The organism is Pelagibacterium nitratireducens, from assembly GCF_037044555.1.
GTDB lineage: Bacteria > Pseudomonadota > Alphaproteobacteria > Rhizobiales > Devosiaceae > Pelagibacterium > Pelagibacterium nitratireducens.
The window spans coordinates 1,821,694-1,847,464 of sequence record NZ_CP146275.1 but is presented as its reverse complement, the minus strand read 5'-3'; the positions used below and the strand labels follow the sequence as shown (position 1 = coordinate 1,847,464).

Annotated in this window: 14 protein-coding genes; 6 read left to right on the top strand and 8 right to left on the bottom strand. The window is 58.5% G+C overall.

What is annotated here, in order from left to right; all coding sequences use genetic code 11:
- Position 1 precedes the first annotated feature (1 nt).
- The 4 genes from V6617_RS09165 to V6617_RS09150 form a co-directional block, all read right to left on the bottom strand.
- Complete coding sequence (locus V6617_RS09165) at positions 2 to 2,194, bottom strand: Z1 domain-containing protein (RefSeq protein WP_338610618.1); 2,193 nt, start codon at positions 2,192 to 2,194, stop codon at positions 2 to 4.
- Positions 2,187 to 3,764 carry an ATP-binding protein gene (locus V6617_RS09160; protein WP_338610617.1) on the bottom strand — a complete coding sequence of 526 codons (1,578 nt, stop codon included), beginning with the start codon at positions 3,762 to 3,764 and terminating at the stop codon, positions 2,187 to 2,189. Before V6617_RS09160 ends, V6617_RS09165 begins: the two co-directional genes overlap by 8 nt.
- The gene (gene dcm, locus V6617_RS09155; protein WP_338610616.1) at positions 3,764 to 5,059 is read right to left on the bottom strand and encodes a DNA (cytosine-5-)-methyltransferase; all 1,296 of its coding nucleotides are present in this window, start codon (positions 5,057 to 5,059) and stop codon (positions 3,764 to 3,766) included. Before dcm ends, V6617_RS09160 begins: the two co-directional genes overlap by 1 nt.
- Before the next feature lie 473 nt (positions 5,060 to 5,532).
- Entirely contained in the window at positions 5,533 to 10,830 is a 5,298-nt protein-coding gene (locus tag V6617_RS09150; protein WP_338610615.1) for a DUF3883 domain-containing protein, read from the bottom strand.
- 458 nt (positions 10,831 to 11,288) lie between these two features.
- Here V6617_RS09150 and V6617_RS09145 point away from each other — a divergent pair, with 458 nt between their 5' ends.
- Complete coding sequence (locus tag V6617_RS09145) at positions 11,289 to 13,106, top strand: ATP-dependent nuclease (RefSeq protein ID WP_338610613.1); 1,818 nt, start codon at positions 11,289 to 11,291, stop codon at positions 13,104 to 13,106.
- Between the two features lie 186 nt (positions 13,107 to 13,292).
- On the opposite strand, the gene V6617_RS09140 is transcribed toward V6617_RS09145, so the two are convergent.
- Genes V6617_RS09140 through V6617_RS09130 form a run of 3 tightly spaced genes read right to left on the bottom strand, consistent with a single transcriptional unit; the run spans position 13,293 to position 18,764 of the window.
- Positions 13,293 to 16,568, bottom strand: coding sequence for an error-prone DNA polymerase (locus V6617_RS09140; RefSeq protein WP_338610611.1), 3,276 nt, complete (start codon positions 16,566 to 16,568; stop codon positions 13,293 to 13,295).
- Positions 16,565 to 18,088 (bottom strand): DNA polymerase Y family protein, encoded by a 1,524-nt coding sequence (locus V6617_RS09135; RefSeq protein WP_338610609.1) that lies wholly within the window; start codon positions 18,086 to 18,088, stop codon positions 16,565 to 16,567. Before V6617_RS09135 ends, V6617_RS09140 begins: the two co-directional genes overlap by 4 nt.
- Positions 18,003 to 18,764, bottom strand: a complete 762-nt coding sequence (locus V6617_RS09130; protein ID WP_338610607.1) for a damage-inducible protein — start codon at positions 18,762 to 18,764, stop codon at positions 18,003 to 18,005. The genes V6617_RS09135 and V6617_RS09130 overlap by 86 nt, the downstream gene beginning before the upstream one ends.
- 229 nt (positions 18,765 to 18,993) lie before the next feature.
- On the opposite strand from V6617_RS09130, the gene dinB reads away from it, so the two are divergent.
- Entirely contained in the window at positions 18,994 to 20,040 is a 1,047-nt protein-coding gene (dinB, locus tag V6617_RS09125; RefSeq protein ID WP_338610666.1) for a DNA polymerase IV, read from the top strand.
- 27 nt (positions 20,041 to 20,067) lie between these two features.
- On the opposite strand, the gene V6617_RS09120 is transcribed toward dinB, so the two are convergent.
- Positions 20,068 to 22,170 carry an ATP-dependent helicase gene (locus tag V6617_RS09120; RefSeq protein WP_338610605.1) on the bottom strand — a complete coding sequence of 701 codons (2,103 nt, stop codon included), beginning with the start codon at positions 22,168 to 22,170 and terminating at the stop codon, positions 20,068 to 20,070.
- An 89-nt stretch (positions 22,171 to 22,259) separates the two neighbouring features.
- On the opposite strand from V6617_RS09120, the gene V6617_RS19010 reads away from it, so the two are divergent.
- From V6617_RS19010 to V6617_RS09100, 4 genes are all read left to right on the top strand, one after another.
- Positions 22,260 to 22,607: a hypothetical protein gene (locus V6617_RS19010; protein WP_422394819.1), complete on the top strand. Its 348-nt coding sequence runs from the start codon at positions 22,260 to 22,262 to the stop codon at positions 22,605 to 22,607.
- A 134-nt stretch (positions 22,608 to 22,741) separates the two neighbouring features.
- Positions 22,742 to 23,206 (top strand): hypothetical protein, encoded by a 465-nt coding sequence (locus V6617_RS09110; RefSeq protein WP_338610603.1) that lies wholly within the window; start codon positions 22,742 to 22,744, stop codon positions 23,204 to 23,206.
- Positions 23,207 to 23,284: 78 nt separating this feature from the next.
- Positions 23,285 to 23,905, top strand: a complete 621-nt coding sequence (locus V6617_RS09105; protein ID WP_338610602.1) for a hypothetical protein — start codon at positions 23,285 to 23,287, stop codon at positions 23,903 to 23,905.
- Positions 23,906 to 23,931: 26 nt separating this feature from the next.
- Positions 23,932 to 25,767: an AAA family ATPase gene (locus V6617_RS09100; RefSeq protein ID WP_338610601.1), complete on the top strand. Its 1,836-nt coding sequence runs from the start codon at positions 23,932 to 23,934 to the stop codon at positions 25,765 to 25,767.
- Positions 25,768 to 25,771 lie beyond the last annotated feature (4 nt).

Below are 25,771 nucleotides of genomic sequence, written 5' to 3'. Positions count from 1 at the left end.
ATCAGCGTTCCACCCAGACGCGTTCGATGAGATGATCGGGGAAATGGACGGCAAGGACAGGCACATCCTTGAGGGTGCGCTTCTTGTCGGCGGTTTGCAGGTCATAGCGATGAAGCTGGAACGTTATGGTTTCCAATGACACGAGAGCCCGCGCTCCCGGGTAGTTTGTCGCCGCGTTCGAGCCTTGGAAAAGGTTCTTGATCTTGGCTGGGCGATCGGCGTTCAACGTACGAATTGACGGCACCCCTGACCAGGGGCCGGAGAACCCATACAGGCTGCAGGTCATATCAGGCTGTTCGCTCGCCAGACGGCCCAGCATGAGCAGGATAGAGGAGTGCTGCAGGCTGTCGTCCGGCCACTTGTAGCGAAGTCGTCCGATGTAAGGCATCATGTCGGCAAGGCTCAGCGCGTCGCTGAAGGCCGGCACAGCCTGCTTTGCGTTCCAGCCGGCCTCGGCATAGGGACCCAAGGTGAAGTCAGTCAAAATGTCATCGGCTACTTGCCGGTTGGTAGCCAATATCTCGGGGTCATCATGGGGATGGTCCGGCGTGATCCATCCTCCTTTGCCGCGTGACTGGTACATCTCCAGCAAGATAACCGACGAGCGCGTCGGCTTGAGGTTCTGATCCAGGAAATAGGTGCGGCCCCACTCTTTGAGCGTACCGCCGGATTTCAGGTGATGGCTGATGGAGCCGCGGATGGATTCCTCGTGTGACACATAATCGGTGAACGCGTCGATATTCTCGGTTGTCAGATAGATGCGGCACAACCCGAGATATCCGCGCTTATAGCCAAAAAAGCGCGCTCTTTGCTGAATATTGTCGGCATTGCCCACGCCGGTCGAACGCGGCATGTAGCTGACTGTCAGCCCTTCCACCGTAAAGCCACGGTCCAGACCGATGCCGCCCACCAGAATCCAGCTATACTCACCCTTCCAGTCGATGCTGGGAATGCGGGATTTCTCGCGGGTGTTCAGCTCGCCGATCGCGGTCGACTCGATGGCTTCAAGGAGTGTGGCGGCGATATCAGCATATGTGCAGTTCGTGTTGTAGGTAGGGAGCAGGCCCTGCGCCGTCTTCTCGAAATCGGCCAGCAGACGATCATGTTCGGGATGGCTGGCATCCTGCAGAATTCCCGACCATTGCTCCTTGGTTTGCCGCGCCCACCGGACATACATCAGGTGCTCATCCTTGGGGACGGCAGGATGAATCATCATCGAGCGGTTCTTGCCGCGCTGTTCATCCCCCTCCAGAAGGCCGATGGCGACGCCGACGAAATAATCCCTGAACGCAGCCAGAAGGCTGGGTGGAGGTTCCGTCGGCGGATCGAGGCGGTCAGGCACCTCGCTAGCCAGGATGGTCTTGAGGTAGGCTGCACCGCCCTGACCGAAAAAATCCTGACCGCCAACATATTGGGAGCCGGGCGTGAGCACATTGCCAAAATCCGGCGAGAGCGTATCAATTCGGCTAATCAGCAGCGGGGCCTGCGGGGTCGCGGTATAAAGGACATAGCTATGGTGAGGAAAACGAGCGCGTAATGCAAGAATCGTCGCATATGTCGTGCTCTGCTCGGATTTCTTGGCCTTCGTATTGATGCCGGCCTGATCGCCTTCATCATCGATAATGAGGGTAGGCGCATCCGAAAGATCCAGCTTTGAAAGAAGCTTCGCCAGATGATCGAGATGGTGGTGCTGCTTCATCGCGATGATCATGATGGTCTTCGCGCGAGGACTGCCGCGGCGCCAGGCTGAGAGTTCCATATTCACCCGGTCGAGCTCGCCGGATTGAAAACCCTTCTGCTGGGTCGTGAAGAGCTTCCACTCGCGGGTGCCGTCGATATCCAAGTCTTTTCTCAGGCGATCGAATGATTGTTCGACGAGGTTGTTCGTCGTACCGGCAAGAAGCACCACAACCCTGTATTTGTTGTCGCGTGCGAGCGCGGCGAGGCTGGTGAAAGATAGAGTCTTTCCGCTCTGGACATAGCCGATGACCAGGCCGGTGTTTGTGGATGCAGGAGCACACGGGTCGATGCAGTCGGAAAGAATAGAGAATGTTTCGGTTGTGAGTTGCTCTTTCTCATCCGAACTGAGGGCGCTGTTGGAGTTGAGCAACCGTGTGAATGTCGAACCTTGAACCGGCGACCATTGTTTTCCCTCGGGTGCTTGGGCGGGCATGACGCGGATCGTGCTATTCATCGCTTATACTCTTCGACATGTGGTTGCGAAGTATCTCGTTGGCGAACCGGCGAACGGCTGATGGATGCCGGTCGGCGAGTTCCGTGGCGGCCACTTCCGCGAGCGCCATCGCGGCGGCGACATTCAGAATCGCCGAGAAACCTTCAGTATCGAGTGTCGGGAATTGCGCCATAAAGGGATGCAGCATTGAGATCCGCACCCCCACTTCCCGTGGCTCCGGGTCGGTGATCGAAGGATGGTCGCGGATGGTCAGCCAGTCGGCTTTCTCATCCGCGTAGGACAATTCAAACCTGACAATCCAGTGTTCCGAGCGAAACTGCAGGCGAACCTCGGCTTCTTCCACATCCTCGGACGGCAATACCGGCAGTTCGGTATCCGAGCCGACGTCCGGCACTGCGGCAGGAAAGGGAGGACTATACGGCGGGGCCGCGAGTTCAGCCTGCGCATACAAACTCTTGTTGTTCAGGTTGGCTGCCGCTGCCTGAAGCGCCGCTGCGGCTTCCTGGCGGACTGCTTTTGCGCCTGCTTTCGTTCTGTGCTCACGTGCCTGCTGGATCAACGGCAACTGATCATTGGAGAGTTCGGCTCGGAGTTGCCGCAGGAATTCATCCTCGCTCTCCTCCCATTTTACCCCGTCCTTCGTATGGCTGACCGAAAATCCCTTCAGGTGAATTTCACCGAAGAGACGCTGATACGGGTAAGTGTTGGGCCGCCCGAATATGTCCTCGGGCCGGTAGCCTTCATCGGCGCTGCCGAGCACAAGACGCTTGCGCCTGAAGAGCGCCAGCCCCGCCAGCCTAGTATTAGCGGTTTCCCGGATGGCGACAAATCCGGTGGCTGTTCTGCCGTCACCGAGATTGATGTCGATATCCTTCTTCCACTCCACGACCGGACCGCTTGGGTCGCGGTAGCTCGGTGCCTTCAGGATCGCCGGCTCATCGTAGCGCATCGGCTCATCATCGACAAAGAGTTCGAGCGCGCCGTCTCGTAGGTAAACCCGATAGATGCTGGCGAGATGGTCCTTGATTTTCTGAATAGTCTTTCCGCGCGGGAACTTGCGAATTCGCTCAAGCCTGATCTCAGTATAATGCTTCCCGGCAGCGACCTCCGACGAGATAACGCGAAGTTCCTCCACGCTGTCGTGAACGATCTGATCGATGTCGAAGATGACTGTTCGCTCGATGCTCTCACCAATGGCCGTCGAACGAACGCTCCAGTTCGGAGCAAACCAGCAGGCGGCACTCTTCATGCCCATGCCGAATTCCGAAAGTCCCGACGCGTTTGGTGGAATTTCGGCGGGCCGAAATGCCCTGCTGTAATCCGATGATGCGATCCCCGCCGCATTGTCCCGAATGACGATGGTGTTTTCGTTCGATCTGAATTCTATATCTACGCGGAGCCGAAAACCTTCACCCTCGGCCCGTATCAACTGTTTGCGGTGATCGAGGCTACTCTGGATCGAATTATCAACGAACTCGGCCAGGGCAAACCAAGCCTTGTAGTTAAGGTGCGGCAGCACAGAAAGAACATTTACGCCTGGGCGGATGTTGACGGTGCTTACCTTCTCCATCACTCGGCCGCCATGAGCGCCGCTTCGCCAAAACGACGATTGGTTAGCGCATCAAATATGTGGCGAACCACGTCGACGTTCACAGCATTTCCGAACGCTTTGTAGGCTCCATCTTTGGTTTCTGGTAAATACTTGAGGCCACCCATGCTTTGAAGTCTGCTGCACTCGCGCGGCGTCATGAACCGCCGTTCCCACGCAATGATTGGGACCTGGCTTGTCGTCATCGCAATCAGCGACGGCGCGGTAGTCGATTTCTTCACCCTGATGCCGCTCGCCCGAAACTGAATGACGTGTTTCCAGATGTCCCGCTCGCTGCCCTTGCAGTTCCATTCAAGCTTCTGGAAGCTCGGCGGAAAGGTTTTGAGCTCAGTAAGCAAAGGATCGATGATCTTCTTGTGTCGCTTGTAGAGGGCGCGGTTCTTCTCGATGAAGTCTATTTTCCAGTCGGGGAACTCTGCCAGTTTGGTCTGCGCGTAACCGGGCAAGCTTGCTTGCACCTCCTCTGGGCTCATGCCGTCCAGCGGCACCCCGAAGGCGCCACGATATTGGCCGAGAAGCTTGTAGCCGCGCTCGTGCGGCGTCTTTCCCTCAAGCGGATAATCGGCGCCGAACTCCATTCCCCATATCGGAAAACTTGGCAGATCTTCGTCCTCGGGAAAGTCCTTCAAAAACCGCTGCCATGTATTCAGGTAGCGAACGTGATTAGCACTGATATTGAGGGCCTCTGCCGGCTCTGTATCCAGCACATCGCTGATGGACACTTCCGGCAGCAGATCTGGGATTGGCCAATCGAAACCCTGCAGCCCTTGGCGATCGCCGACAATGAATGCGCGCTCTCGCTTCTGGGGAACGCCAAACATATGCGGAGATAGCTTGGCGTAAGAGATATCGTAGCCGAGCTTCGTCAGTCGCGAACAAATGGTCTTCCAGGTGGCGCCGCCATTGTGCCGAACGAGATTGGGAACATTTTCAATGATGAAATGCCGCGGCTTTTTCAGGCGAAGTATCGCGACGACATAGTCGAACAGGTCGCCCCACTGAGGACATTCAAGCCCCAACTGATCCCCCGCCTTGGAAAAGGGCTGGCACGGAAAGCCTGCACACAGGAGGTCATGTTCAGGAATGGTTTTGAGGTCGACCTTGCGGATATCCCCTGCGGGGCGGATACCAAAATTTTTCTCGTAAAGGTCAGCAAGAGCTTCATCCAACTCCGAGGCGAATACACACTCTGCTCCGCGCTGCGACAATGCTTGATGAAAGCCACCAAGTCCGGCAAATAGATCGATAAACTTCATCCGCGCCCACTGTATTTTCAATTATATTGTATACAGGCCACAATTAAACAATATTTTAACAGCGGCCAATGAAATTACGCAAAAACTGCAGTCCTCGGCCACTCGTCCAAAGATCGGCGCACCACGTTACAGTGATTCGTAGGGTCGCAAAATTCTTGGAATCTGGAAAGCAATACATTTCAGGGGCCTTTGCTTGCATAGTTCATAGCAGCCGAAAAGCTGGAAGAGATGTAAGGGGAGGCTCGCAGCGGGTGTCGTGTCAACTCAAGGGCGGCTTTCGATACCGTCATCGCCAAAAATTTCCCTATCTGCTATCGGTGACGGATCCGACTGGAAATATTTCCTGCGATGCACAAACGGAGGTCGCGAACTGTTGTGGGGCAGTGCCAGACATCTGCTGCGGTAAGGAAGTCGGCGGCGGCCACGTTTCCGACCTGGTCAAAGGCGTCGTTCGGCGTGACGCATCACTCCGATCAGCCGGTCGGATCGAAACGCATCCTGGTGGCGCCCGCGCCGACCGTACGGAAAAGCACGCGTCCGGCCTCGGACATCGGGTTCGAGAGTTCCATCACTCGCCAGCGGGTGGGATCGTTGACATAGGGCACGTAAAGTATCCTGTAGCGACGAGAGCCGTCGGCCGCGCACTCGGCTGCGACCCGCATCTCGTTCTGTGTAAATTCGAACTCGAATGACTCGTCGAGGCTCGACTTAACTTCGTATCGCCACTCCACCTCCTTGGTCCGGACGCGGAAGTCAAAACCGAGGCCGTCGTCGCCGAATTCTCCATCCCGAAGGACGAGTTCCCTATTGCGCGATACCCAGCACGCGTCGTCGAAGCGAACCCCATGCTTGGCGGCAAGGAAGCGAGCTGCGACAATCTCTCCGGCGAAACCCATGGCTGCCTTGATGTCGTCCGACATGCGTTCCGTGCGCTTCCGCTGCCCACCACCCGCTCCGGATGGTCCCGACGAACTGGAGCCAGGAGGCATCTCAGCAAGCTTGAACCGTCGTCTCGACCTGCGGAGCCACTCCTCATCCTCCATCGCCGCCTCCGCGATCTGGACTAGCTGATCCGCGAAATCGATAGTTGCGGTGTCCAGATCCGCGCCAGCGAAGGTGAAGGACCGACGCTGCCTGGCAGCCGCTTCCTTCTGTTCCTCCTTCTTCCTCTTTTCTGATGCCAGATCGTCGGACGTAAGCCCAAGTCGGCCGAGATCAAGCGAGGCCGGCATGGCTCGGGGCCAAAGGCCCGCTGCGGCCAAGAGCGGGAGTTCGCCGTTGGCTTCGATCGGTTCGAAATCGAGCACGCCTTTCTGCTCGAGCACCTTGATGACCGCTTGGACGCCGCCACCCCAGACTTCGTCGACCGCGCCATTCCTAATCAGCCACGCGGTAACGATTGGAGCGGCTTCGTCCAAAAAAATGCGGAGCATCTTCCCGTTCTTAGAGCGGACCATTGCGAGTGGCTCCAACGCCATGTCGAGGTCGGTGCCGACAGTCCGATTGAGCCACTTATCAAGGAGTTGCGCTACCTCGTCTCGAGTGACTTCCTCCCTTTCTAGGATCCATTCGGTGGGGAATTCTGCGAAGTCGAGCGAGCGGAGCGAGGCGTACCTATCGAGCGGATGTCCCTTCTTGTAGTCCTCGAAAAAGTGGCGGCGGATCCGGTCGACGATAGTGGGGCGCAGATCGTCCTTCCACGTTTCAAACAAACGCCTAAGTTCGGGCTCGTTGCTCAACGGCTGCTGATTGAACGAGAGCAGGATGTGATTGAATCGACCGAACTCCAAGCCCAACCGGCGGCGTAGTTCGGCGAGGTCGCGTATACTGATGACCATATCCACCAGTTGGCTCCCAGACATCGGCAGATGACTGCTTATGTTCTCAAGTTCGGCAACTGCACGGGGCCGCGTGACGGCATCGCCGAGAACTCTCTCAAGCTCTCGGCCGATCGCCTCGTCGGTTAAGCAGGCGACGATCGGCGGCAGCCGTCGAAGGAGCAGTTCGTAGTCAGCACCTTTCGACTCTAGCAGTTCGCGGACGAGTTCCGGCCTACAGTCGAGTGCGCGCGCGAAGGCCCCGTCCGCCGGTCGGATGCGAGGATGGCCGCCACCGGAGCGGACGGCGAGCAGAGGCAGGAGTCGCTGAAGCGAACGCATGCGCCTATCCAGGAGGGAAGCAAGATGCGGCGCCGCCTCTGCCAACGAACTCCAGTCCAATTCCACCGTGTCGGCAATTACCAGGGTCGGCATCCGTTCGTCGGGATAAGCGTAGAACCGAAGCGGCTCGTAACCGTCCGCATCCCCGACCCTCAAGGAAAGAGTCCCGCAAAGCTTGAGGCGAATGCGCCGGAGCCGGTCGTCGACGGCGGCCATCGAGATGGCGCGCTCCAACTCTCTGCCGAGCACTTCGTTCGCCAACAGCGCAGCCTCCGACAGCCACTCCAGTCCATCTGCCGCCAATAGAGGGTCGCCAAGATTCGGAACGAACGGCTCGCCATCTACGTAAACGACAACCTCGCCACCTTCGACTCGAACTGCGTCGAAGCCACCAGAGGCGTTAAGCATCGCGAGCGCAGGATCGACGTCTTCCTCCCTCCCAAGCTCCAGTAAGGGAAGGCCTGCCGCAATCACCGCGCGAGCCTCTGGGCGCTGCGCCTCTGCAGCGACGAAAAGACGGGGCGGCGTCGCCCGATTACCGACCACAACTTCCATGCCGGCGCCCTGCCAGACAGTGAGTGGCAAGCTCGGAGGGAGTTCGACCTTCGCCTCCACCGCAAGCGACCACGCCCTTTCATAGGTCTTGCGGAACGAAGCACGGTCGCGGGACTCAAGCTTGCGCGAGCCTTCTGCTAGCTCGGCGAGCCGCTGGCCCGCCTCCGCGTCCAATGCCCAGTCGCGGAGGCCGGTGTCGCCGCCTATTAGTAATTTGGTCAGTCGCTGATCACCCTGAATTACGTCGGCGATCCTCTCGCGCGGCCGCCGGACATACCTCGGGACACGGACGATGGAGTTGCTCGTCGCCCAAAGCTTATTTAGTACCTCGAATTCTTCGTCACTGCTGTCCGTCTGCACCCATGCAGCGGTGAGCACGAATGAGCCGGCAGGGGTGTGCGGCCGAACTTCGTTCCATTCGCCCTCCCAGCGATCGTACCGGCCCAGCCGCCAGCGAAGCCAGTCTTGGTTCTCCTGCTTCAGCATGACAAGGATCAGGTCGGCCAGGCGTTCGCGAGCCTCGGAGGGCAGTTGCTCGTGCTCCAATTGGCCGGGTAGGCGCCAAAGCTCGCCTCTTCGCTGATAAATGGTCATTGGGTTCTTCAGACGAAAGGTATTGTGCAGTTTCACCCAACTTGCGTCGCGCCCGACTTGTGGTGCGACATTGTGGAGGAACCCGGACCACAGGTTGCCAGGAGTTCCTGCTTGCGGCGCAATATCGTCGGCGATGAGGGGAAGGCCGTCCCGAACTCCTACAACCTTCAGGAAGGCTATCCACTCTCGACGTCCCGCATCGTACCGCGGCGCCCAAGCGGGTTCGTCGACCAGCAATGCGTCGGCCGCTCGGCGGCAGTCCGCCGACCAGGAGGCTGCTTCGGCGAGGTATGTGGCCAGTTTGCGTCCGTCGGAAGTCCATGCAGCGGAGAAGAAGGACCAGATTGCCGGACGCCAACCGCCCCGCGTTTCGACATGGAGGTCGATGCGCTTCAGAGCCTTCTCGGCCTTGTCTCCCTCTGCACGCCACACATTGAATGCCCACTGCAGGGCGTCGGCACGGCGACCGGGGGCCGGGTAATCGCCGAAGAGTTGTGGAAGACCCTCGAGCAATTCGAGCGCGTCATACCGTCGAACCAGCCCCGCCTTGACGAAATCAGATACGACTTCCGGCTTGAGCAAGACGTTCTCATCGAAAATTGCTAGTTTCCGCGCGAGGCTATTGGGCGGTAACGGAGCGCGCTCCCTATCCCGCCGGCGCGAAACTCCGTCCTGGCGGATGTAGATCGCACGATCGCCGCTGCCAGCAGTGGGCGGCGCATGCAGCTTGCCGTCTCTGCCCTTCAAGACGAACTTTCCCTTGAGGATCCGCAAAACGTGCACGCCGTTGAGCGCGCGGCGGATTTCCTCATAGAACGTACCCCACGTCTTGGAGGATGCCTTTTCCTGGAGCAGAGCAGCCGCAACCAATTGCGCCCATTCGGCCAAAGTGTCTCCGCTTGGCTCGGCCGACCTTCCCGTCGCGCGAATAAGTTCCGCCAGCCGATGGAGGCGGAATGGACCCAGATTAGGATCGGCCAGGTGGTCCACCCCCGCCTTGACGAGTCGCCTCGCGCGGAAAAGACGATAACCGGTCTCGTTCCATAGCCATGCGGCGGCCAGCGAAGTCCAAGCCTCACCGCCTGCCGCCGGGATGCATGCACTCTTGGACCAGTGCACGTCCAAGGTCCTCCATGCCGACGCTAACCGCTTTGCGTCCGCTGGATCCCACGCGGCAAGATCAAATACAGGTCCACGTCCGAGATATGCCGAAAACGGCTTGAGTTCCGACGCCGCGATAACTGCCGTCTCGGCAAGCACGTCGAGCAAGAACGCATTGAGTGGCAACTCGAAATTCGCACGCCTCCGATCGATACTGGCATAGAACGGGGCGTCTACGTGGCCGGCGATCGGGGAGGGCATCTCTGCGGCCATGGGCAGGAAGTTGTATACGCGCCCAGGACAGGCTTCCAGCCTATCGAGGGCGACCGCGACTGCGACCTTTGGCTCGCCGCGCCAGTCCCGCCACCGCGCCAGTTGCGGCTCCTGTGGGATGCTGAGCTCTACGGCGGCGAGCAGCCTCTCCCGATCAACAGACCTTCTGGCGACAAGGTAGCGCTCACCTGCCGGCAGGATCTCAACGATCTCATATTCGCTACCGCCTCCCCCGTTCGGCTGAAGCCGCTCCTTGACCTCGCGAGTCAATATCTTGCGCTGAACTGTGCCCCCCTCCACAATCTCAACTTTCACCTCGCTGAGGCGATCGAGGAAAAGAAGCAACGGAGCTTCGGCGCCGAGAAGTCCCGAGACCTGCTTTCGCGCGGTTGCAAGCGCCACCTCTGTAGATATCGGAACATGGACAACGGTGGCAAAGCCTTCTTGAGCGAAGGCGGTGACATCGACCGGCTGGTCAAGGATGGGAACGGAGGCGAGATAGCGGGGCAGTGTTTGGGCGACTTCCAGAGCCACGTCAGCACGGGCGAGACCGGAAACCTCCGCTAAGACTTCGTCCGGACCGGCGAAGCGGAAGCAGAAGCCGTCGAAAACTTCGTTGGGCCGAGCGCGAGTCTGCGAATAGATCCGAGGGTCGTTCGTAAGTGTCTCCACGCTGCGGAAGCCGAGGCCCTTATTGCCGATCCCCTCGCCGACCGTCTTGCTCGATACGCCAACATTCCGGATCGCCTTCACGTTGTCCCAGTCGAAGCCCGTGCCACCGTTAGCTACATATAAATCCCCTTCGGCTTTGCCTCTGACCACGAGCCGTAGGAGGATGCGCCCGTCATGCCCCCCCCGGTGCGCGTCGTGAGCGTTCTGAATCAACTCGAAGACGACCCGGTCGCCGTACTCCCCACCGATTACCTCACTGAGGTTCCGGAGGCTCTCATAAGTTCCCAGGCCCTTGGTCACCGCGTCGACGGCGTTCTCAAGTTGATCATGAAGCTTTCGACGCAATGCTGCGGCCGGCTGGCCGAGTTCGGTAGAGCCGCCTAGATCCGACGCGAGGCGATTTGCGTTGGCTTCCAAGAGTTCTCCTCTTCGCTCCCTGGAAGGGTCTCTTGCCCAACCTAATGTAAAGACCGCGCAGGTTAACCCATTAAACGCGGCTGGCAATGCAATGAATTCCACGTATTAGCGACTGACGAGTTTGCGGAGATCCTGAAAACTGAACACTGACAGTCGCTCTCGGTGAAGCTAATTGTACACCGAGATGCGTTTTGGGAAATCGGCTTTAGTGGCCACTCAATGATTACGATAGTGAACTCATCGCGCGATCGGAGTATTGGATGCTGGTTAGCGAACGTCGTTGCAAACGACAGCTTGTCTCAGAGCGCGCCCCAAAATCTGCCGGTCCGCTCTAGTCGCTTCTACACACCACTGCCAGCCCGAGGCCAGTCCAAAGGCGGGACCTAGAAAGGCGGGAGCCAATGTGCAAAGTCCTCTAGATCGGTCTGCACCGATTCTATTAGGAGGCGGGGGTCACAATGGCGGCGATAATCAGTTCAATACGGATAGAGAATTTTCGATCGATTAGATCGATCGACGCCAAGCTTTCACAGCTAGCTATTTTTGTAGGCAGGAATGATTGCGGAAAGTCCAACATTCTGAGGGCACTCAACCTATTCTTCAACGATCAGACCAATCCGAACACTGGTTTCTCTTTCGGAGAGGATTACAACTTCTTTGCGCCAGTCCGCGCGCGTAAGGCTAAAGAAATCGTGGTTACACTAGAGATTTCGTTACCTACGTCATACCGCGCTACTAATGGCGACGTTATTATCTGGACGAAGCGCTGGCGTGAGGACGGCCTCTGGAGTGAGGATTACGATTACTATGGACAACGAATCAAGCGAGGTCGGCGAGGACAGGAAGTTCGTGAAGACGTGGTTATATCCGACAAGTCGAATGTGCACTCATTGCTGCGGAAGATAGAGTTTGAGTATGTGCCAGCGATCAAGGACGCAGACTACTTCAACGATCTTCGCGGTCGCATTTATGGCATCATTTCAGAGGTGGCCGCTCGTTCTTTTCACCAGTCCAGCACGGCATTTGAGCAATCGATAGGCGAACACCTGAACGAGTTGACCACCAACATCACTGCTTCGCTCGGGTTCGACACAAGGCTGGCGTTGCCTCGCGACTTGTATCACATTTTTGAGCGGCTCGATTTTCTGAGCGGCGAAAAGGCGATCTCTCTCAATAATCGAGGTGATGGTATCAAAGCCCGCCATATCCCGCTGATCTTGCGCTTCATGGCTGAAAAGAAAGCCGCACTCCAGCGTCGCGGGGGACCGCCAATAAGCAGCATTTGGGCGTACGAAGAACCCGAGAACAACCTTGAGATCGGCAGCGCGGTTCAACTCGCGGACGAACTCCACGCCCTAAGCAAACAGGCAATTGCGCAGTTAATTCTAACGACGCATTCCCCAGCATTCTACGATCTTGGCCAACGTGAGGGAGAGGTGGCTCTGAATTTCGTGACGCGCACGTCAGACACTGACGGCACAGTGACCAAGTCTGGCTCGGAAGGCATTGACGAAAGTCTCGGCACACTGGCAATGCTTGCTCCTCGCATTTCCGAGATGATTGCCCAAGTTCGGCAGCAGGAGGCGGCAAACTCTGAAGCCGCGCGTTTGGCGGAAGAAAACTGTCCGCGAATTTTCGTTGAGGGTGAAAGCGACCGATTAGTGCTCGAGAGGGCGCTTCAGCTTCTCTTCCCAGCGGCGGTGGACAAAGTCCGATTTGCAACCAAGCGCGACGGAGCAGGTCATTCCTACGTTATTGATATGCTTCTCGGATGGCGTTCACAGCACAAACATCACCCAGAGCGCCCCAAGGCTGTCGGGATAGTAGACGGTGATGCGGCTGACGCAAAAAAGGCATTCAACAAGCAACCCGACAACGTGAAGTCTGCCAAGTGCCTAGTTTATCCGCTGACGCCATCAATACAGGCGGCTCGCGCCGCCCATTTTCAGGTACATGCAACACTGGAAACACTATATCCACGAGACGTTTGGACGGAAGCCAAGCGGCAAGACCAGCTTAGCCGTCGAGACGCCATGAAAGTATGGCCGAAGCATCGCTTAGAGAGGATCATTCTAGGTCAAGCTCGTCTCGAAGACGGGCTTAATGAGGAGTGGGCATACCTTGTAACTGACGACTTCAAGTCCGAATATAAAATACCGACAGCAGAACGGTTGTCTCGTTTGGGTGATGCTGAAGGCCGGGCGATACTGATCAATTTCGAACCGGTGTTGAGAGAAGCGCTTGAGTTTCTGGGTGTTGATACAAACTCCGTTTAGTCCAGGGCCTGAAAGGCAACTTCTGAGGAAGCTCAGATGCGCGCTAAAAGGCGGATATTTGGTCGACTGCGGAACGTCAGCTTTCCCTAGTTTCTCGCCGAAACCGGTCAGTCCGCTGTGGTGAAGGTTTTCGGATGCCGTCAGGCGTACTTGAGCCCCTTTCAAGACACCCGTGCCGCACACGATCTACCGGAAGTCGCGCGTTTTCACCTTGATGGTGTCAATATGCAGGTCCGGAATATAGATATCTCGGGTGCGAAAGCCCTTGGGTGGATGACTGCGCGGATCGGGCGTTGCCGATCCATGATGAAACTCATCGCCCCGTCCGTGCTGCATTGCAAACGGCGCGTCGCGCTCCCCGACGCTGGCCAGATCAGCAGAAAGATCGTGGATGTGATGGGCAACGAGATGGACCACTTCACCTTCTCGCTGGATCTTGCCCCGCACCGAGATCATGCCAGCCGACAAGATGATACGCCGGTGCTGTTCGAACACTTTTTTCCACACAACCAGATTGGCAATACCGGTCTCGTCTTCGAGGGTGATGAACATGACGCCCTTGGCGCTGCCCGGGCGCTGGCGCACCAGAACGATGCCCGCGGTTTCAAGCCAGCGCCCATCGCGCGCCTTTATCGCATCTGCACAAGTGACGATGCGCCGCTTTGTCAGGTCCGGGCGCAGGAAAGATACCGGATGGGTGCGCAGCGAAAGGCCGACATGGCGATAATCTTCGACCACCTCGCTGCCATCGCTCATGGCACGCAAAGCGATCGGGGGTTCGCTCACCTCGGGAACGGTCGTACCCTCACGTCTTGAAGCCGCGGCGAACAAAGGCAATTCGACATCGCGCAAGCCCTTGATCGCCCATAACGCATCGCGGCGAGACAGGCCAAAGCTCGTGCGGTATCCATCGGCCTCGGCAATCTGGGTAAGGGCGGCAACCGGCACCCCTGCCCGGCGCCAGAGATCATCAATGCTGGCGTAATCATTGTCCGCACGGGCCGCCGCGATCGATGCCGCGTTGGCGTTCGACAGCCCCTTGACCATGCGCAGGCCGAGCCGGACCGCAAATGTGTCGCTATCGGGATTGCTGGATGGCTCCAAAGTGCAGTCCCAGCGCGATGTGTTGATACACACCGGTCGGACGTCAATGCCGTGCTCCTGGGCATCGCGCACGATCTGGGCCGGCGCATAAAACCCCATGGGCTGACTGTTGAGTAGTGCTGCACAAAAGACATCGGGGTGCCAGCATTTGAGCCAGGCGCTTGCGTAAGCGATCAGAGCGAACGATGCCGCATGGCTCTCGGGAAATCCGTATGAGCCAAACCCTTCGAGCTGTTTGAAGGTCTGTTCGGCGAAGGCTTTTTCGTAGCCATTGGACACCATGCCATCGATCAGTTTATCGCGGAATTTCGATACCCCGCCGGTGAACTTGAACGTCGCCATGGATTTGCGCAGCATGTCGGCTTCGCCAGGCGTAAACCCCGCGCATTCGATCGCCACCCGCATTGCCTGCTCCTGAAAAAGCGGGACACCGAGTGTTTTTCCGAGAACCTTTTCGAGTTCGGGCCGTGGATATTCCACTGCCTCGAGCCCTTCCCTGCGCCGCAGATAGGGATGGACCATGTCGCCCTGGATTGGTCCGGGCCGCACAATGGCGACCTGGACGACAAGGTCGTAATAGGTCCGCGGCTTGAGACGCGGCAGCATGCTCATCTGCGCCCGGGATTCGATCTGGAAGGTGCCGAGCGTGTCTGCCCTGCGGATCATGGCATAGGTTCGGGGATCTTCGGCAGGGATCGTTGAGAGATCGTAAGTGGCGCCCTTGTAGGTGGCCAAAAGGTCAAGGCCGCGCTTCATGCAGGTCAGCATGCCCAGTGCCAGCACGTCGACCTTCATGAACTTCAGCGTATCGATGTCGTCCTTGTCCCATTCGATGATCTGACGATCGTCCATTGATGCCGGTTCGATCGGCACGAGGTCATCGAGCCTGTCATGGGTAAGGACGAACCCGCCCGGATGCTGGGAGAGGTGGCGGGGCGCGCCGGAGAGTTGGCGCGCCAGATCGAGCGTGAGCCGTAGTCGGCGATCGGCAAGTTTGAGGTTGAGGTCCTTGATGTGTGCATCTTGCACCCCCTCTTCCGACCACGTCCAGATCTGGCCCGAAATCGTCTTGATCAGATCTTCGGTCAGCCCCAGCGCTTTGCCCACATCTCGCAGGGCACCCTTGGTGCGATATCGGATCACGGTCGAGCACAGCGCCGCCCGATCCCGCCCATAGGTTTCATAAACCCACTGGATGACCATCTCGCGCCGTTCGTGCTCGAAATCGACATCGATGTCGGGGGGCTCGTGGCGTTCTTCGGACACGAACCGTTCGAACAGCAGATCATTACGACCCGGGTCGATCGCAGTGATCCCCAAAACAAAACACACCGCCGAATTGGCTGCCGAACCGCGACCCTGGCACAAGATGTTCTGGGACCGGGCGTAGCGAACGATGTTGTTGACCGTCAAAAAATAGGGCGCGTAGTTGAGCTTGCCGATCAACGTCAGTTCGTGCCGCAGGGTAGCAACGACCTCATCGGGAACCCCTTCGGGGTAACGCTCACCGGCACACGCCCATGTCAGCTTTTCCAGCGTCTCTTGCGGTGTCAGCTCTGGATCGTCGCGTTCCTCGGGATATTGATAGGCCAGTTCGCTGAGATCAAAGGTGCAGCGCCTGGTGATCTCGAGCGTGCGGGCCAAGGCATCGGGATAGCGTTCGAACAGGCGATGCATTTCTTCGGGCGGTTTGAGATAGCGGTCGGCATGGCGTTCCCGCCTCAGGCCAAGCGCATCGATCGTGGTGTTGTGCCGGATGGCCGTCACGACATCTTGCAGCATGCGGCGGCCCGGCTCATGGAACAGCACGTCATTGGTAACGACTGTGGGAACCCTCATTCCCGTCGCCAGAACCGAGAGTTCATAGAGCCGCATCTGGTCATTGGGCCGGCGCTGCAGCGTCAGGGCGAGATAGGCCCGATCCCCAAAAGCTTCGCGCAAGCGGCGCAGCCGCATTCCGCATGTCTCATCGGCCAGATCGGGCACGAGAATGGCGATCAGGCCTTCACCATAGGCAACCAGATCATCCCAATGGAGATCACACTTGCCCTTGCCGGCCCTATGCTTTCCAAGGGTCAGCAGTCGGCATAGGCGCGAATAGGCGGGTCGATCGGTGGGATAGACCAGTATTGAGGTCCCGCAGACCAGATCGAGGCGGCATCCCACAACAAGACGCACGCCCGTTACCTTGGCGGCTTCATAGGCTCTGACCACGCCGGCCAAAGAATTGCGATCAACGATCCCGATCGCGTCGATCCCCATTGCCGCCGCCGTGGCAAAAAGTTCCTGAGCCGAGGACGCGCCACGCAGAAAGGAGAAATGAGATGTGACCTGAAGTTCGGCGTAGCGGGCGATCATCCGAAAATTCCATGCAAGAACCATTTGTGCGAACCGGTCTCGGCGTTTTCACCATCTCCGGTCCGAAAGACCCAGTAGCGCTCACCGGTGTCGTCCTCGATCCGGAAATAATCGCGGACGGCCGAGAGTTCGATATCAGCCTTCCACCATTCGCCGAACACGCGCTCGGGGCCATCAGCGCGTTTGACCCGGCGCCGGATCCCACGCCATGTGATCGAGACCGGCGGGTTGTCGGGCAGCAAAGCGATGGTTTCGATCGGTTCGGGTCGGAGCAAAAGCCGTGTTGGCCGCGGCCAGTGACTGGGCCAGCCTTCTCCGAGCTCGGGAGCCAGGGCCGCAATACGGGCCACCGAGCGTTCAGGTACATCGCTGGCGACGGGCGAAAACCGATAGATGGCTCGACTGCCGACCCGGTTTGAAAGCGTATCGATCAGATCAGAGATGTCGGGATCGGTATCCTCAAGCAGACTGTTGGCCGATCGGTGTTGGTCAAAGGGTTCGACGATGGTCGCCCTGAGACACATGATCTCGATACCGAACCCTGGTGCGATGGTTTCGATCTTGTCGCACAAGAGACGGGTTAACCGTTTGATGTCCCGGACCGGCGTTGCCATGCCGACACGGACCGCCTCGATCGTGTTGTCGACCCGGTGGCACAAGAGATCGAGGCGCCGGGCGCCCAAGCCACGCAGTTCAAGCTCGGAACACAGCGCCACAACCAGCTTGCCGACATACCGGGCTATCGTTTCAGGGGCGCCGATCGGTTCGGCAAAAGGACGCCGGACTTCGATCAAGTCCTCGGCTCGCATCGGGTCGATCGGTTCACCGATTTCGCCCAAGGCCTGATTGATGCGACGCCCCAGCTCCGGTCCGAACCGCAGGGCAAGAGGTGCGCGGGGTTGGGCCAGGACGTCGCCCACGCTGAGGAACCCGAGCTTGCGCAGATCGAGCGCCATCTGGGCCGGCAAACGCAGCGCTTCCAGCGGTAGAGGCGCCAATATGGCCTCGCCTTGCCCAAAAGGCGCGACAAAGCTTGGGCTGGCGACAAAACGCGCCAAGGCGTGGGCAGCACCCCAGGTGTCTGCAATTGCCGCCCTTGCCGTTACACCCGACATCGTCAGCCGTCCCAATAAGGTCTCAAGCAACGCGGTTTCGCCGCCATGGAGATGATCGGCGCCGGTGGAATCGATTATGAGCCCGTCGGGCGGATCGAGGGCCACGATGGGGCTGACGCGTTGCAGCATCCAGAGGCCCAGCCGCTCAAGGCTGTCAGCATCGGCTCTGGGGTCGTGATCAACGACAACCAGATTTGGCACCAGGACTTGAGCCTTGGTCAGCACCATTCCCACGCGCGCACCGGCCGCCTGTGCTACTGCATCCGCTGCCACCGCCACAAGTCTGTTTTTCTCCCTGGCGGCCACCACCAGGGGCACGTCAACTGGCGGCGCTGTGTCGCCAGCCCCCCGCCGCAGCCGATCGATCGGCCAGTTCGGCAGGAAGACCGAGATGACCCGAGCCATCGCACGCCTCCACTTCAATATCGAGACTTTCCCCTGCCCTTGCTCGGATCAGTTCCACCAGCCAGCGTGCCCGGCCGACACCTGGGACCGGCAATGGTCGAGACGGTAGGGCCGAGATGCGCCAGCGGGTCAAAGCTGCCGTTGGTTGCCCAAAATCCATGGCTTCGGCCTGCCGTCGCCAGCGCCGCAGTGCGATCCCGATCGTTCCCGTGCCTTCGGCGGCCAGCTGCAGCCGCCGCGACGCCGTCATCGACAATCGAGCAATCTCGCCCACAACCGCACCAAGCCCGCCATGCCTTAAGCCTTCTTCCATGCAGGCGAGAAGTGTCTTGTCATCTCCGGCCTCGACATAGACAACCCGATCGGCAGCAAGGCCCGCCTGTTCGAGCGCCGGTGCGAACAGGTCCTGGCGTGTCACGCACCAGAGCACCTTGCCGCGCGTTCGTGCAGCGATCCCCGCCGCAAAATGGGCAGCCGCCGCTCCATCAATGGCGCCATTGCCGCCGCCGGCGATCTCGTGCAGACCACCCAGAGACAAGCCGCCATTGGGCAGACGGCTGTCGATTGCAGCAATCCCGAAGGCCAGTGCTTTGCGCACGAGCGTATTTTGGCCCTCGAGATCGGCGATACGATCTCGCAGCTCGGCAATGGCATTGCTTTTCGAGGGTGAGGCCATGATTTCGCCGTTCGGCGTGTCTTTCCAATTGCGAGAACAGGAGGTATGTTCCTCTTTTGTTCGCGCAACGCAAGGCAAGAGTCAATTGGTCTCCGATCAACTCTTGTGCGAGCGGATATAACGCGCGCAGCTTGATCAGCACTTACAAGGATTTATCGGCGTGCAGCCTGGGGATAAGCCGACATCAGATCGCGATAACGGAGACATCCGCAAGATCATCCATGTCGATATGGATGCATTCTTTGCCTCGGTCGAACAGCGCGACGATCCCGATCTGCGTGGCAAGCCGGTCGCCGTGGGCGGCGCAAAAAAGCGCGGTGTGGTTGCTGCCGCCAGCTATGAGGCCCGCCAGTTCGGTGTGCGCTCGGCCATGCCGTCTGTGACCGCCGCACGCAAATGCCCGGATCTGATCTTCGTTAAACCACGGTTCGAAATCTACAAGAAAGTATCGGCGCAAATCCATGAAATCTTTGGCCAATACACCGACCTTATTGAACCCCTCTCGCTCGATGAGGCCTATCTCGACGTCACCGAGAATTTTAAGGGCATGGCGATCGCCAGCGAAATCGCCGAAGCAATCCGGGCCAGGATATTCGAGGTGACAGGGCTGACTGCCTCTGCCGGGATTTCCTACAATAAGTTCCTGGCCAAGATGGCGTCCGGATACAACAAGCCCAACGGCCAGTTCGTCATCACGCCGGCGAAGGGCCCGGCGTTTGTCGAGACTCTGCCAATCGAGAAATTCCACGGAATTGGTCCAGCCACGGCAGCCCGCATGAAAGCGCTAGGCATCGAGACTGGAGCCGATCTCAAGGCAAAGCCCCTACCCTTCCTTCAGGAGAAATTCCGATCATCGGGGAGCTATTACTACTGGATTGCCCGCGGTGTTGATCATCGCCGGGTCAAAACCGATCGCATCCGAAAGTCGGTGGGGGGCGAGAACACCTTTTTTGACGATGTGCACGATCTGTCCGAGGCCAAGGAAAAACTGGCGCCCATCATCGACAAGGTCTGGCGCCATGCCGAGGCCAAGGCGCTCTATGGCCGCACGTTGACGCTCAAGGTCAAATATTCCGACTTCGCGATCATCACCCGCAGTCGGACAACGTCGCACCCGTTGCGAACACGCGTTGACGTCGAGGCCGTCGCCCACACTCTTCTCGAGCCGGTGTTTCCGGTCAAAAAAGGCATAAGGCTGCTGGGGGTGAGCCTGTCGGGCTTTGCCGACAGGTCGGATCGTGCCGATGATGCCGAGCAGCTGAGCTTGGCGTTGTAAGTCAGCCGAAAGGTGCTGCGCGCGTGCTCACCACATGCTGCGCATCTTTGCCGCCACATCCACACGTGTGGGCTGTGACGGTCCCAGGTCGGCTCGAACCGGCGTTACCGGGGGCCACAAGACGTCATCGAACAGATGGGTCATGGCGCGCGGGATGAAGCGGGTGCGTTGAGCATAGAGGTGCCTATCGCCATAGCGCGATTGCTGGGTCACGTAGAATTTCTGCGGCACCAGCAGGTGCAGCTCGTCCTTGGCCCGGGTCATGGCGACATACAGCAGCCGGCGCTCTTCTTCGAGCTCCTCGGTCGTTCCCACGCCGAGGTCTGAGGGAATGCACCCATCGACCACGTTGAGGACATGCACCGACTTCCATTCCTGACCCTTGGCCGAGTGAATGGTCGACAAGATGAGGTAATCCTCATCGCGAAGCGGGACGCCCGGCTGGTCACTCGTGGCATCGGGCGGATCGAGGGTGAGTTCGGTCAGGAAGCGATCCCGGCTCGGATATCCGCTTGCGATCTGTTCGAGCTGAATGATGTCGGCCGTGCGCATGTGTGCATCTTCATACCCGGCTTCCAGCAAGGGCTCATACCACTGGCGGACATAGGAGAGTTCAACCGGCCATGAGATGTCCCGTCCCGACAACCGACCAAACAGCGTGACGAGATAGGTCCAGTTCTGACCGGCTTTTGCTGGCGCCGGCACCTCGGAGAGAGCCCAGACCGGGTCCGAACTTGTGTCGAGGGCATCAAGAACCCGACCTGCCGTGCCCGGGCCGATGCCGGGCATCAGCTGCAGCACCCGAAACCCGGCAACACGATCCCGCGGATTTTCCACCCAGCGCAACACGGACAGCATGTCCTTGATGTGTGCGGCGTCCAGAAACTTCAGCCCACCGAATTTGACGAAAGGAATGTTGCGGCGGGTCAGCTCGATCTCGAGCGGACCGGAATGGCTCGATGTGCGGAACAACACAGCCTGCTCCTTGAGCGGTGTTCCGGCCTCGCGCGCCTCCAGGATCGAGGTGGCGATGTAACCCACCTGATCGGCACCGTCCTTGACCGTCACAAGTTGGGGCTTGGCTTCCGATTGCCGTTCAGACCAAAGGTTCTTGGTGAAGCGTTCGGTCGCCTGCTCGATGACAGCGTTGGCTGCGGCGAGGATGGGCTGGGTCGAGCGATAGTTGCGATCAAGGGTAACGATCTCGGCGCTGGGTGTGAACGCAGCGGGAAAATCCAGAATGTTGCGAACCGTGGCCGCCCGAAACGAATAGATCGATTGGGCGTCGTCACCCACCACCGTCAGCCCCTGCCCGCTCGGACGCATGGCCAAAAGGATCGCGGACTGGAGCTTGTTGGTATCCTGATATTCGTCGACAAGGATATGATCGAACATATCGGACACCGCCTGGGCGATGGCCGGCTCGTCCATCATCGCGGCCCAATAGAGCAGCAAGTCATCGTAATCGAGAACGTTCTGGGCCTGCTTGGCCGCGACATAGGCACCGAACAAGGTCCTGAGTTCCGCCGACCACATGGCGCACCAGGGAAATGTCTTTTCAAGCACCTCATCGAGATCGGCCTGAGCATTGACGACCCGTGAATAGATCGAAAGGCACGTGCCCTTGGTGGGAAACCGCGAGGCGGTTTCGCTCAACTTGAGTTCGTGACGCACAAGGTTCATGAGGTCGGCAGCATCTTCGCGATCATGGATGGTGAACGCTGGATCGAGCCCGATCTGGTGGGCATGTTCGCGCAAGAGCCGCGCGCCGATGCCATGGAACGTGCCCGCCCAGGTCAGTGCATCGGTCACGGCGCCCGAACCCACGCCCAGCACGCGCGCCGCAATACGCTCCACCCGCCGGCTCATTTCGGTGGCGGCACGGCGCGAAAAGGTCAAAAGCAACATGCGTCGCGGATCGGCACCATTGACCATTAGATGGGCGACACGATGGGCCAAGGTGTTGGTCTTGCCCGAACCCGCGCCGGCGATCACCAGCAGCGGACCTGTCGTGGAAGCCGCTATTCCATGCTCCACCGCCCGACGCTGATTGGCGTTGAGCGCGTCGAGATAGGTCGTGTCGGTGGCGGCGAATCGATCGTCGGCAAGCATGAGCCGATGGAAACGCATTCCTGTTTTGTTCGCAACAGAGGAATGTTGCGCCTTTTCCCATTTCAGCGATCGTATCGAACTCGGATGCTGATTGTGGGGCAGTTCAGATGGGTAGCTTCAAGAACAGCCTTAACTCTCTAGGCCTGAGCCTTCCTAACCACGCCAATCACCTCGCCGGAATTTATGAAGCTAACCCTGCTATCCTCAAAGACGCTAAGGATACGGCACATTGTGCTTCGGTGGGGAACCTTTTCACCGCTCTCAAAAGCGGCAATCGTGCGCCGGGTCACTCCGGCCCTGTTCGCCAGTTCGTCTTGGCTCCATCCCACCAACGCGCGCGCTGCTCGAACCTGCTCGGCGGTGATATCAATGGTATGGATCGAATCGTTTGGTGGCTTCATCGCGGAAGAATACAGCTTTTTATCAAAATCCGCACAAAGCTAAATTGCTCATAATGTGCATTTTCTGTTGACTTTCATCGCTGCTTAGTTTAGGGAAAGCGACAGAACACCCGCCTTGCGGGAAGGCTCCCGCACATCGCATCTCAGCGTCGTGACGTTTCGTTTCACACCCAGCTAGGGGGATTGAAATGGTCAAAGACGCATACCCGCGACGCTCCGACTTATCCCATTACGATCAGCGGCGTGCCAGACACATTAGAGAACATCGATACTTCCTCGGCACTCTGCGGACCGTAGTTGCCAATACGCCCAATGTCACATGGCACGGCCAACATCGCGTTCTCAGAGGTCTGGCGAAAAAGGCTGGTTTCGCCAGTTACGATTTCGTGACCGCACGACTGACGGCCGATGGAGCACCGCACATCCTGGCAATGTTGCCCGACCGGATTTGGCATCACAATACAGCCAGGGCGAAGCTGAAAAAGCTCACTGGACTCGCGGACGAAGTGGGTATCCATTTCAAGCTCACTCGTCAGAGAGAATTCACACTAGATCTGCTGCTGCGTCCGGCGACAATTACGGGGCCGCTCTCTCCCCATACACCGAATGAGTTCGGCGCCGTCCTTCCCCCCGGACACTTTCCTTCTCCCTGAGCTCCTCTAGAGCCCCCCCTTCACTCACCATTTTGAACTTTCGCTACCCGCCGTTGCTGGTCGGGGAAAGGATCTGTCATGTCCATGATCACGGCCATCCCGTCGTCGAGCGATCACGCGCCTCTCTCAACTTCGAGTATTGCATCCAGAAAGCGCCGACACGATCGGCTGTCACGAAATCTCCGTGCCCTGATAGCGCTCTGTCCCGACGTCCACCTCATCGAGAATACTCCTCGATTGGAAGTTTTGCTTCGTCAGTTTGGGTTCCGGCCATTCGACGTGGCGGTGGAAGCGCTTCGCATTGGCTGCCGCGCCGTAACTTTGGTCTGCGCTCCATATCTGACGTGGCATCGGGATGGACCGCAGCTCATGGCACTCAAACGTGCAGCTGCAGATGGGGGTCAAAGGGTCGTCCTGATCCCGGAATCTGCCGTCCAGCGTCAGCCCCGGCTGAATACAGCGCTGGCGATCGCCGATGCTGTCGGCACGCACATACCACCAACCGCCCGCATGCAGATTCTTGCACACATCATCGCAAGCGGTGGGAGCGCCTCGATCAATGACTGCGCCAATGACCTGACCCATCCTGATCCAGTGGCAGCGATTTTCCAACTTATCTCGGAGGGTGTTCTGACAATCGATCTGTCACGAATTTTGCTGCCTGACTCCATCATCAGCCTCGCGGTGCCCAGCGCCTGATCGACACAACCCCCAAGAGGCTACCAATGGCATTTTCCAGAATTTCATCCGCCGACATCCAAGACAACGATGCAGCAGAGTTCCTCTCTGACCTCGTCCTCCATAAGGCGTTGCCGGTCGCCTTACGCCGCAAGATCAAAGAGGGCAGACCCCTCACCTTGATCATCGAGGTGCCAAGTGTTGCCTGGGCTGAGCCAATACAGAATTCAGTCATCGCATCGTTCGAAACCCAATCTCGTATGCACGTAGAGTTGGCGACAGGAACAGTAAAGCCGTCGCGGCAGACAGCAAGCTTTCTAAGCCGGTTTGATCGCGCACAGGTAGTGGTCGGCGTTTCGCAGGATCCTGAGCGCTACCTCCCTGACCTGTTGAAAACTGTTGCGGAGGCGCGCGTGACGGTCGCTAAGCCCGATCACTCAATGGTTCGCAAGGTTATAAAGACGATCGCAAGAGGCCGAATTCCACCCGGCTTCGACAAGGTGCGCCTTGATGTCCTAGATTTCGATGAGTTGGCGGCAGTCTTGACGCCAGGCAGGCGTGCTTCCGAGATCGTCAATCTGTTGGGCAACGTTGCCAGCCAGAAAACATCAATGGTGACGCGTCAGGACCTGCCCGATTTGCGGGACGCTGTCGAATACGGGCAGGCACGCGAATGGGCCCTGACCCTGCGCGATGATCTCGATGCGCTACGACGCGGCGAAATCACATGGGCTGAGGTCGATCGCGGATGTGTTTTATTTGGTCCTCCGGGGACTGGGAAATCCCTCTTTGCCCAGGCCCTCGGCCCGCTCTGCGATGTCTCCACGGTCGCCACCTCCATGGGCGAATTCTTCGCCAGCACGGAGGGCCATCTGGACTCGGTCATTAAAGCTCAAAGAGCGGCGTTTGACCGAGCTCGACAATTGGCGCCTTCGATACTGTTTCTCGATGAGATCAATGCCCTACCCGACATCACCCACCTCGAAGGCAGAGGTAAAGATTGGTGGTCGCCTGTGATCCTCGATTTCTACAATTTGCTGGATTCAGCGATGGCTGATCGCGACGGTGTCATCGTGATCGGGGCGACGAACAGGATCGAGGATATCAATCCCGCTTTGTTGCGGCCCGGGCGGCTGGAACGAGCCATCGAAATCGGACCGCCGACTGCGAGGGGGATCGAACGGATTTTTCGGCATCATCTGCGGGATACACTCAGCGACTTTGATTTGCGCGAGGTCGCGGAAAGAGGTGCCGCGTCGCAGGCAACCGGGGCGAATGTCATGGAATGGGTGCGGGCTGCGCGACGCACTGCCAGGCGTCACAAACGGGATATGGTCTTGGAGGACCTTGCGGAGCAGATTCCCCGCCGACCCAAGCTCTCATCGGAGCAGGATTGGCGAGTTTGCGTGCATGAAGCAGGACATGCCGTAGCCGCCGTATTGCTAGACATCAGTTTGACGTCGGTATCGGTGGTAGGGTCGGCAGGCGAATTCGGTGGGGCAACCTTAAACCTTTCCAACAGCAGTATCGAAACCGCGGCAGAGTTTGAAAAAAAATCAAGAGTGTTGCTGGCCGGCCGGATTAGCGAAGAGCTCCTCTTGGGAGAAGCTTGCCTCGGTTGGGGCGGACGCGAAGATTCCGACATTTCGGTCGCTACGGAAAGCATTGCATCGCTCCACGCAAGCTTCGGGTTCGGACCAACGCTGGCCTACCGCGGCGGCTCAAACGTGTGGGGATCGCTCATGACAATAGATTCTGATTTCCGGGAGGGCGTCAACGGCCACCTGAATAGGCTCTATACAGAAACGCGATCCCTACTCTCGGACCACCGAGACAAGCTTCTTGCAGTCGCTCGCGAGCTCAAGTCCCAAAGGGAGGTTTGAGCTA

What these genes read in the sequence shown, in the direction of transcription:
- V6617_RS09165 (WP_338610618.1), bottom strand. Translation starts at nt 2,194, where the DNA reads ATGAATAGCACGATCCGCGTCATGCCCGCCCAAGCACCCGAGGGAAAA.
- V6617_RS09160 (WP_338610617.1), bottom strand. Translation starts at nt 3,764, where the DNA reads ATGGAGAAGGTAAGCACCGTCAACATCCGCCCAGGCGTAAATGTTCTT.
- dcm (WP_338610616.1), bottom strand. Translation starts at nt 5,059, where the DNA reads ATGAAGTTTATCGATCTATTTGCCGGACTTGGTGGCTTTCATCAAGCA.
- V6617_RS09145 (WP_338610613.1), top strand. Translation starts at nt 11,289, where the DNA reads ATGGCGGCGATAATCAGTTCAATACGGATAGAGAATTTTCGATCGATT.
- V6617_RS09140 (WP_338610611.1), bottom strand. Translation starts at nt 16,568, where the DNA reads ATGATCGCCCGCTACGCCGAACTTCAGGTCACATCTCATTTCTCCTTT.
- V6617_RS09135 (WP_338610609.1), bottom strand. Translation starts at nt 18,088, where the DNA reads ATGGCTCGGGTCATCTCGGTCTTCCTGCCGAACTGGCCGATCGATCGG.
- V6617_RS09130 (WP_338610607.1), bottom strand. Translation starts at nt 18,764, where the DNA reads ATGGCCTCACCCTCGAAAAGCAATGCCATTGCCGAGCTGCGAGATCGT.
- dinB (WP_338610666.1), top strand. Translation starts at nt 18,994, where the DNA reads ATGGATGCATTCTTTGCCTCGGTCGAACAGCGCGACGATCCCGATCTG.
- V6617_RS09120 (WP_338610605.1), bottom strand. Translation starts at nt 22,170, where the DNA reads ATGCGTTTCCATCGGCTCATGCTTGCCGACGATCGATTCGCCGCCACC.
- V6617_RS19010 (WP_422394819.1), top strand. Translation starts at nt 22,260, where the DNA reads ATGGGTAGCTTCAAGAACAGCCTTAACTCTCTAGGCCTGAGCCTTCCT.
- V6617_RS09110 (WP_338610603.1), top strand. Translation starts at nt 22,742, where the DNA reads ATGGTCAAAGACGCATACCCGCGACGCTCCGACTTATCCCATTACGAT.
- V6617_RS09105 (WP_338610602.1), top strand. Translation starts at nt 23,285, where the DNA reads ATGTCCATGATCACGGCCATCCCGTCGTCGAGCGATCACGCGCCTCTC.
- V6617_RS09100 (WP_338610601.1), top strand. Translation starts at nt 23,932, where the DNA reads ATGGCATTTTCCAGAATTTCATCCGCCGACATCCAAGACAACGATGCA.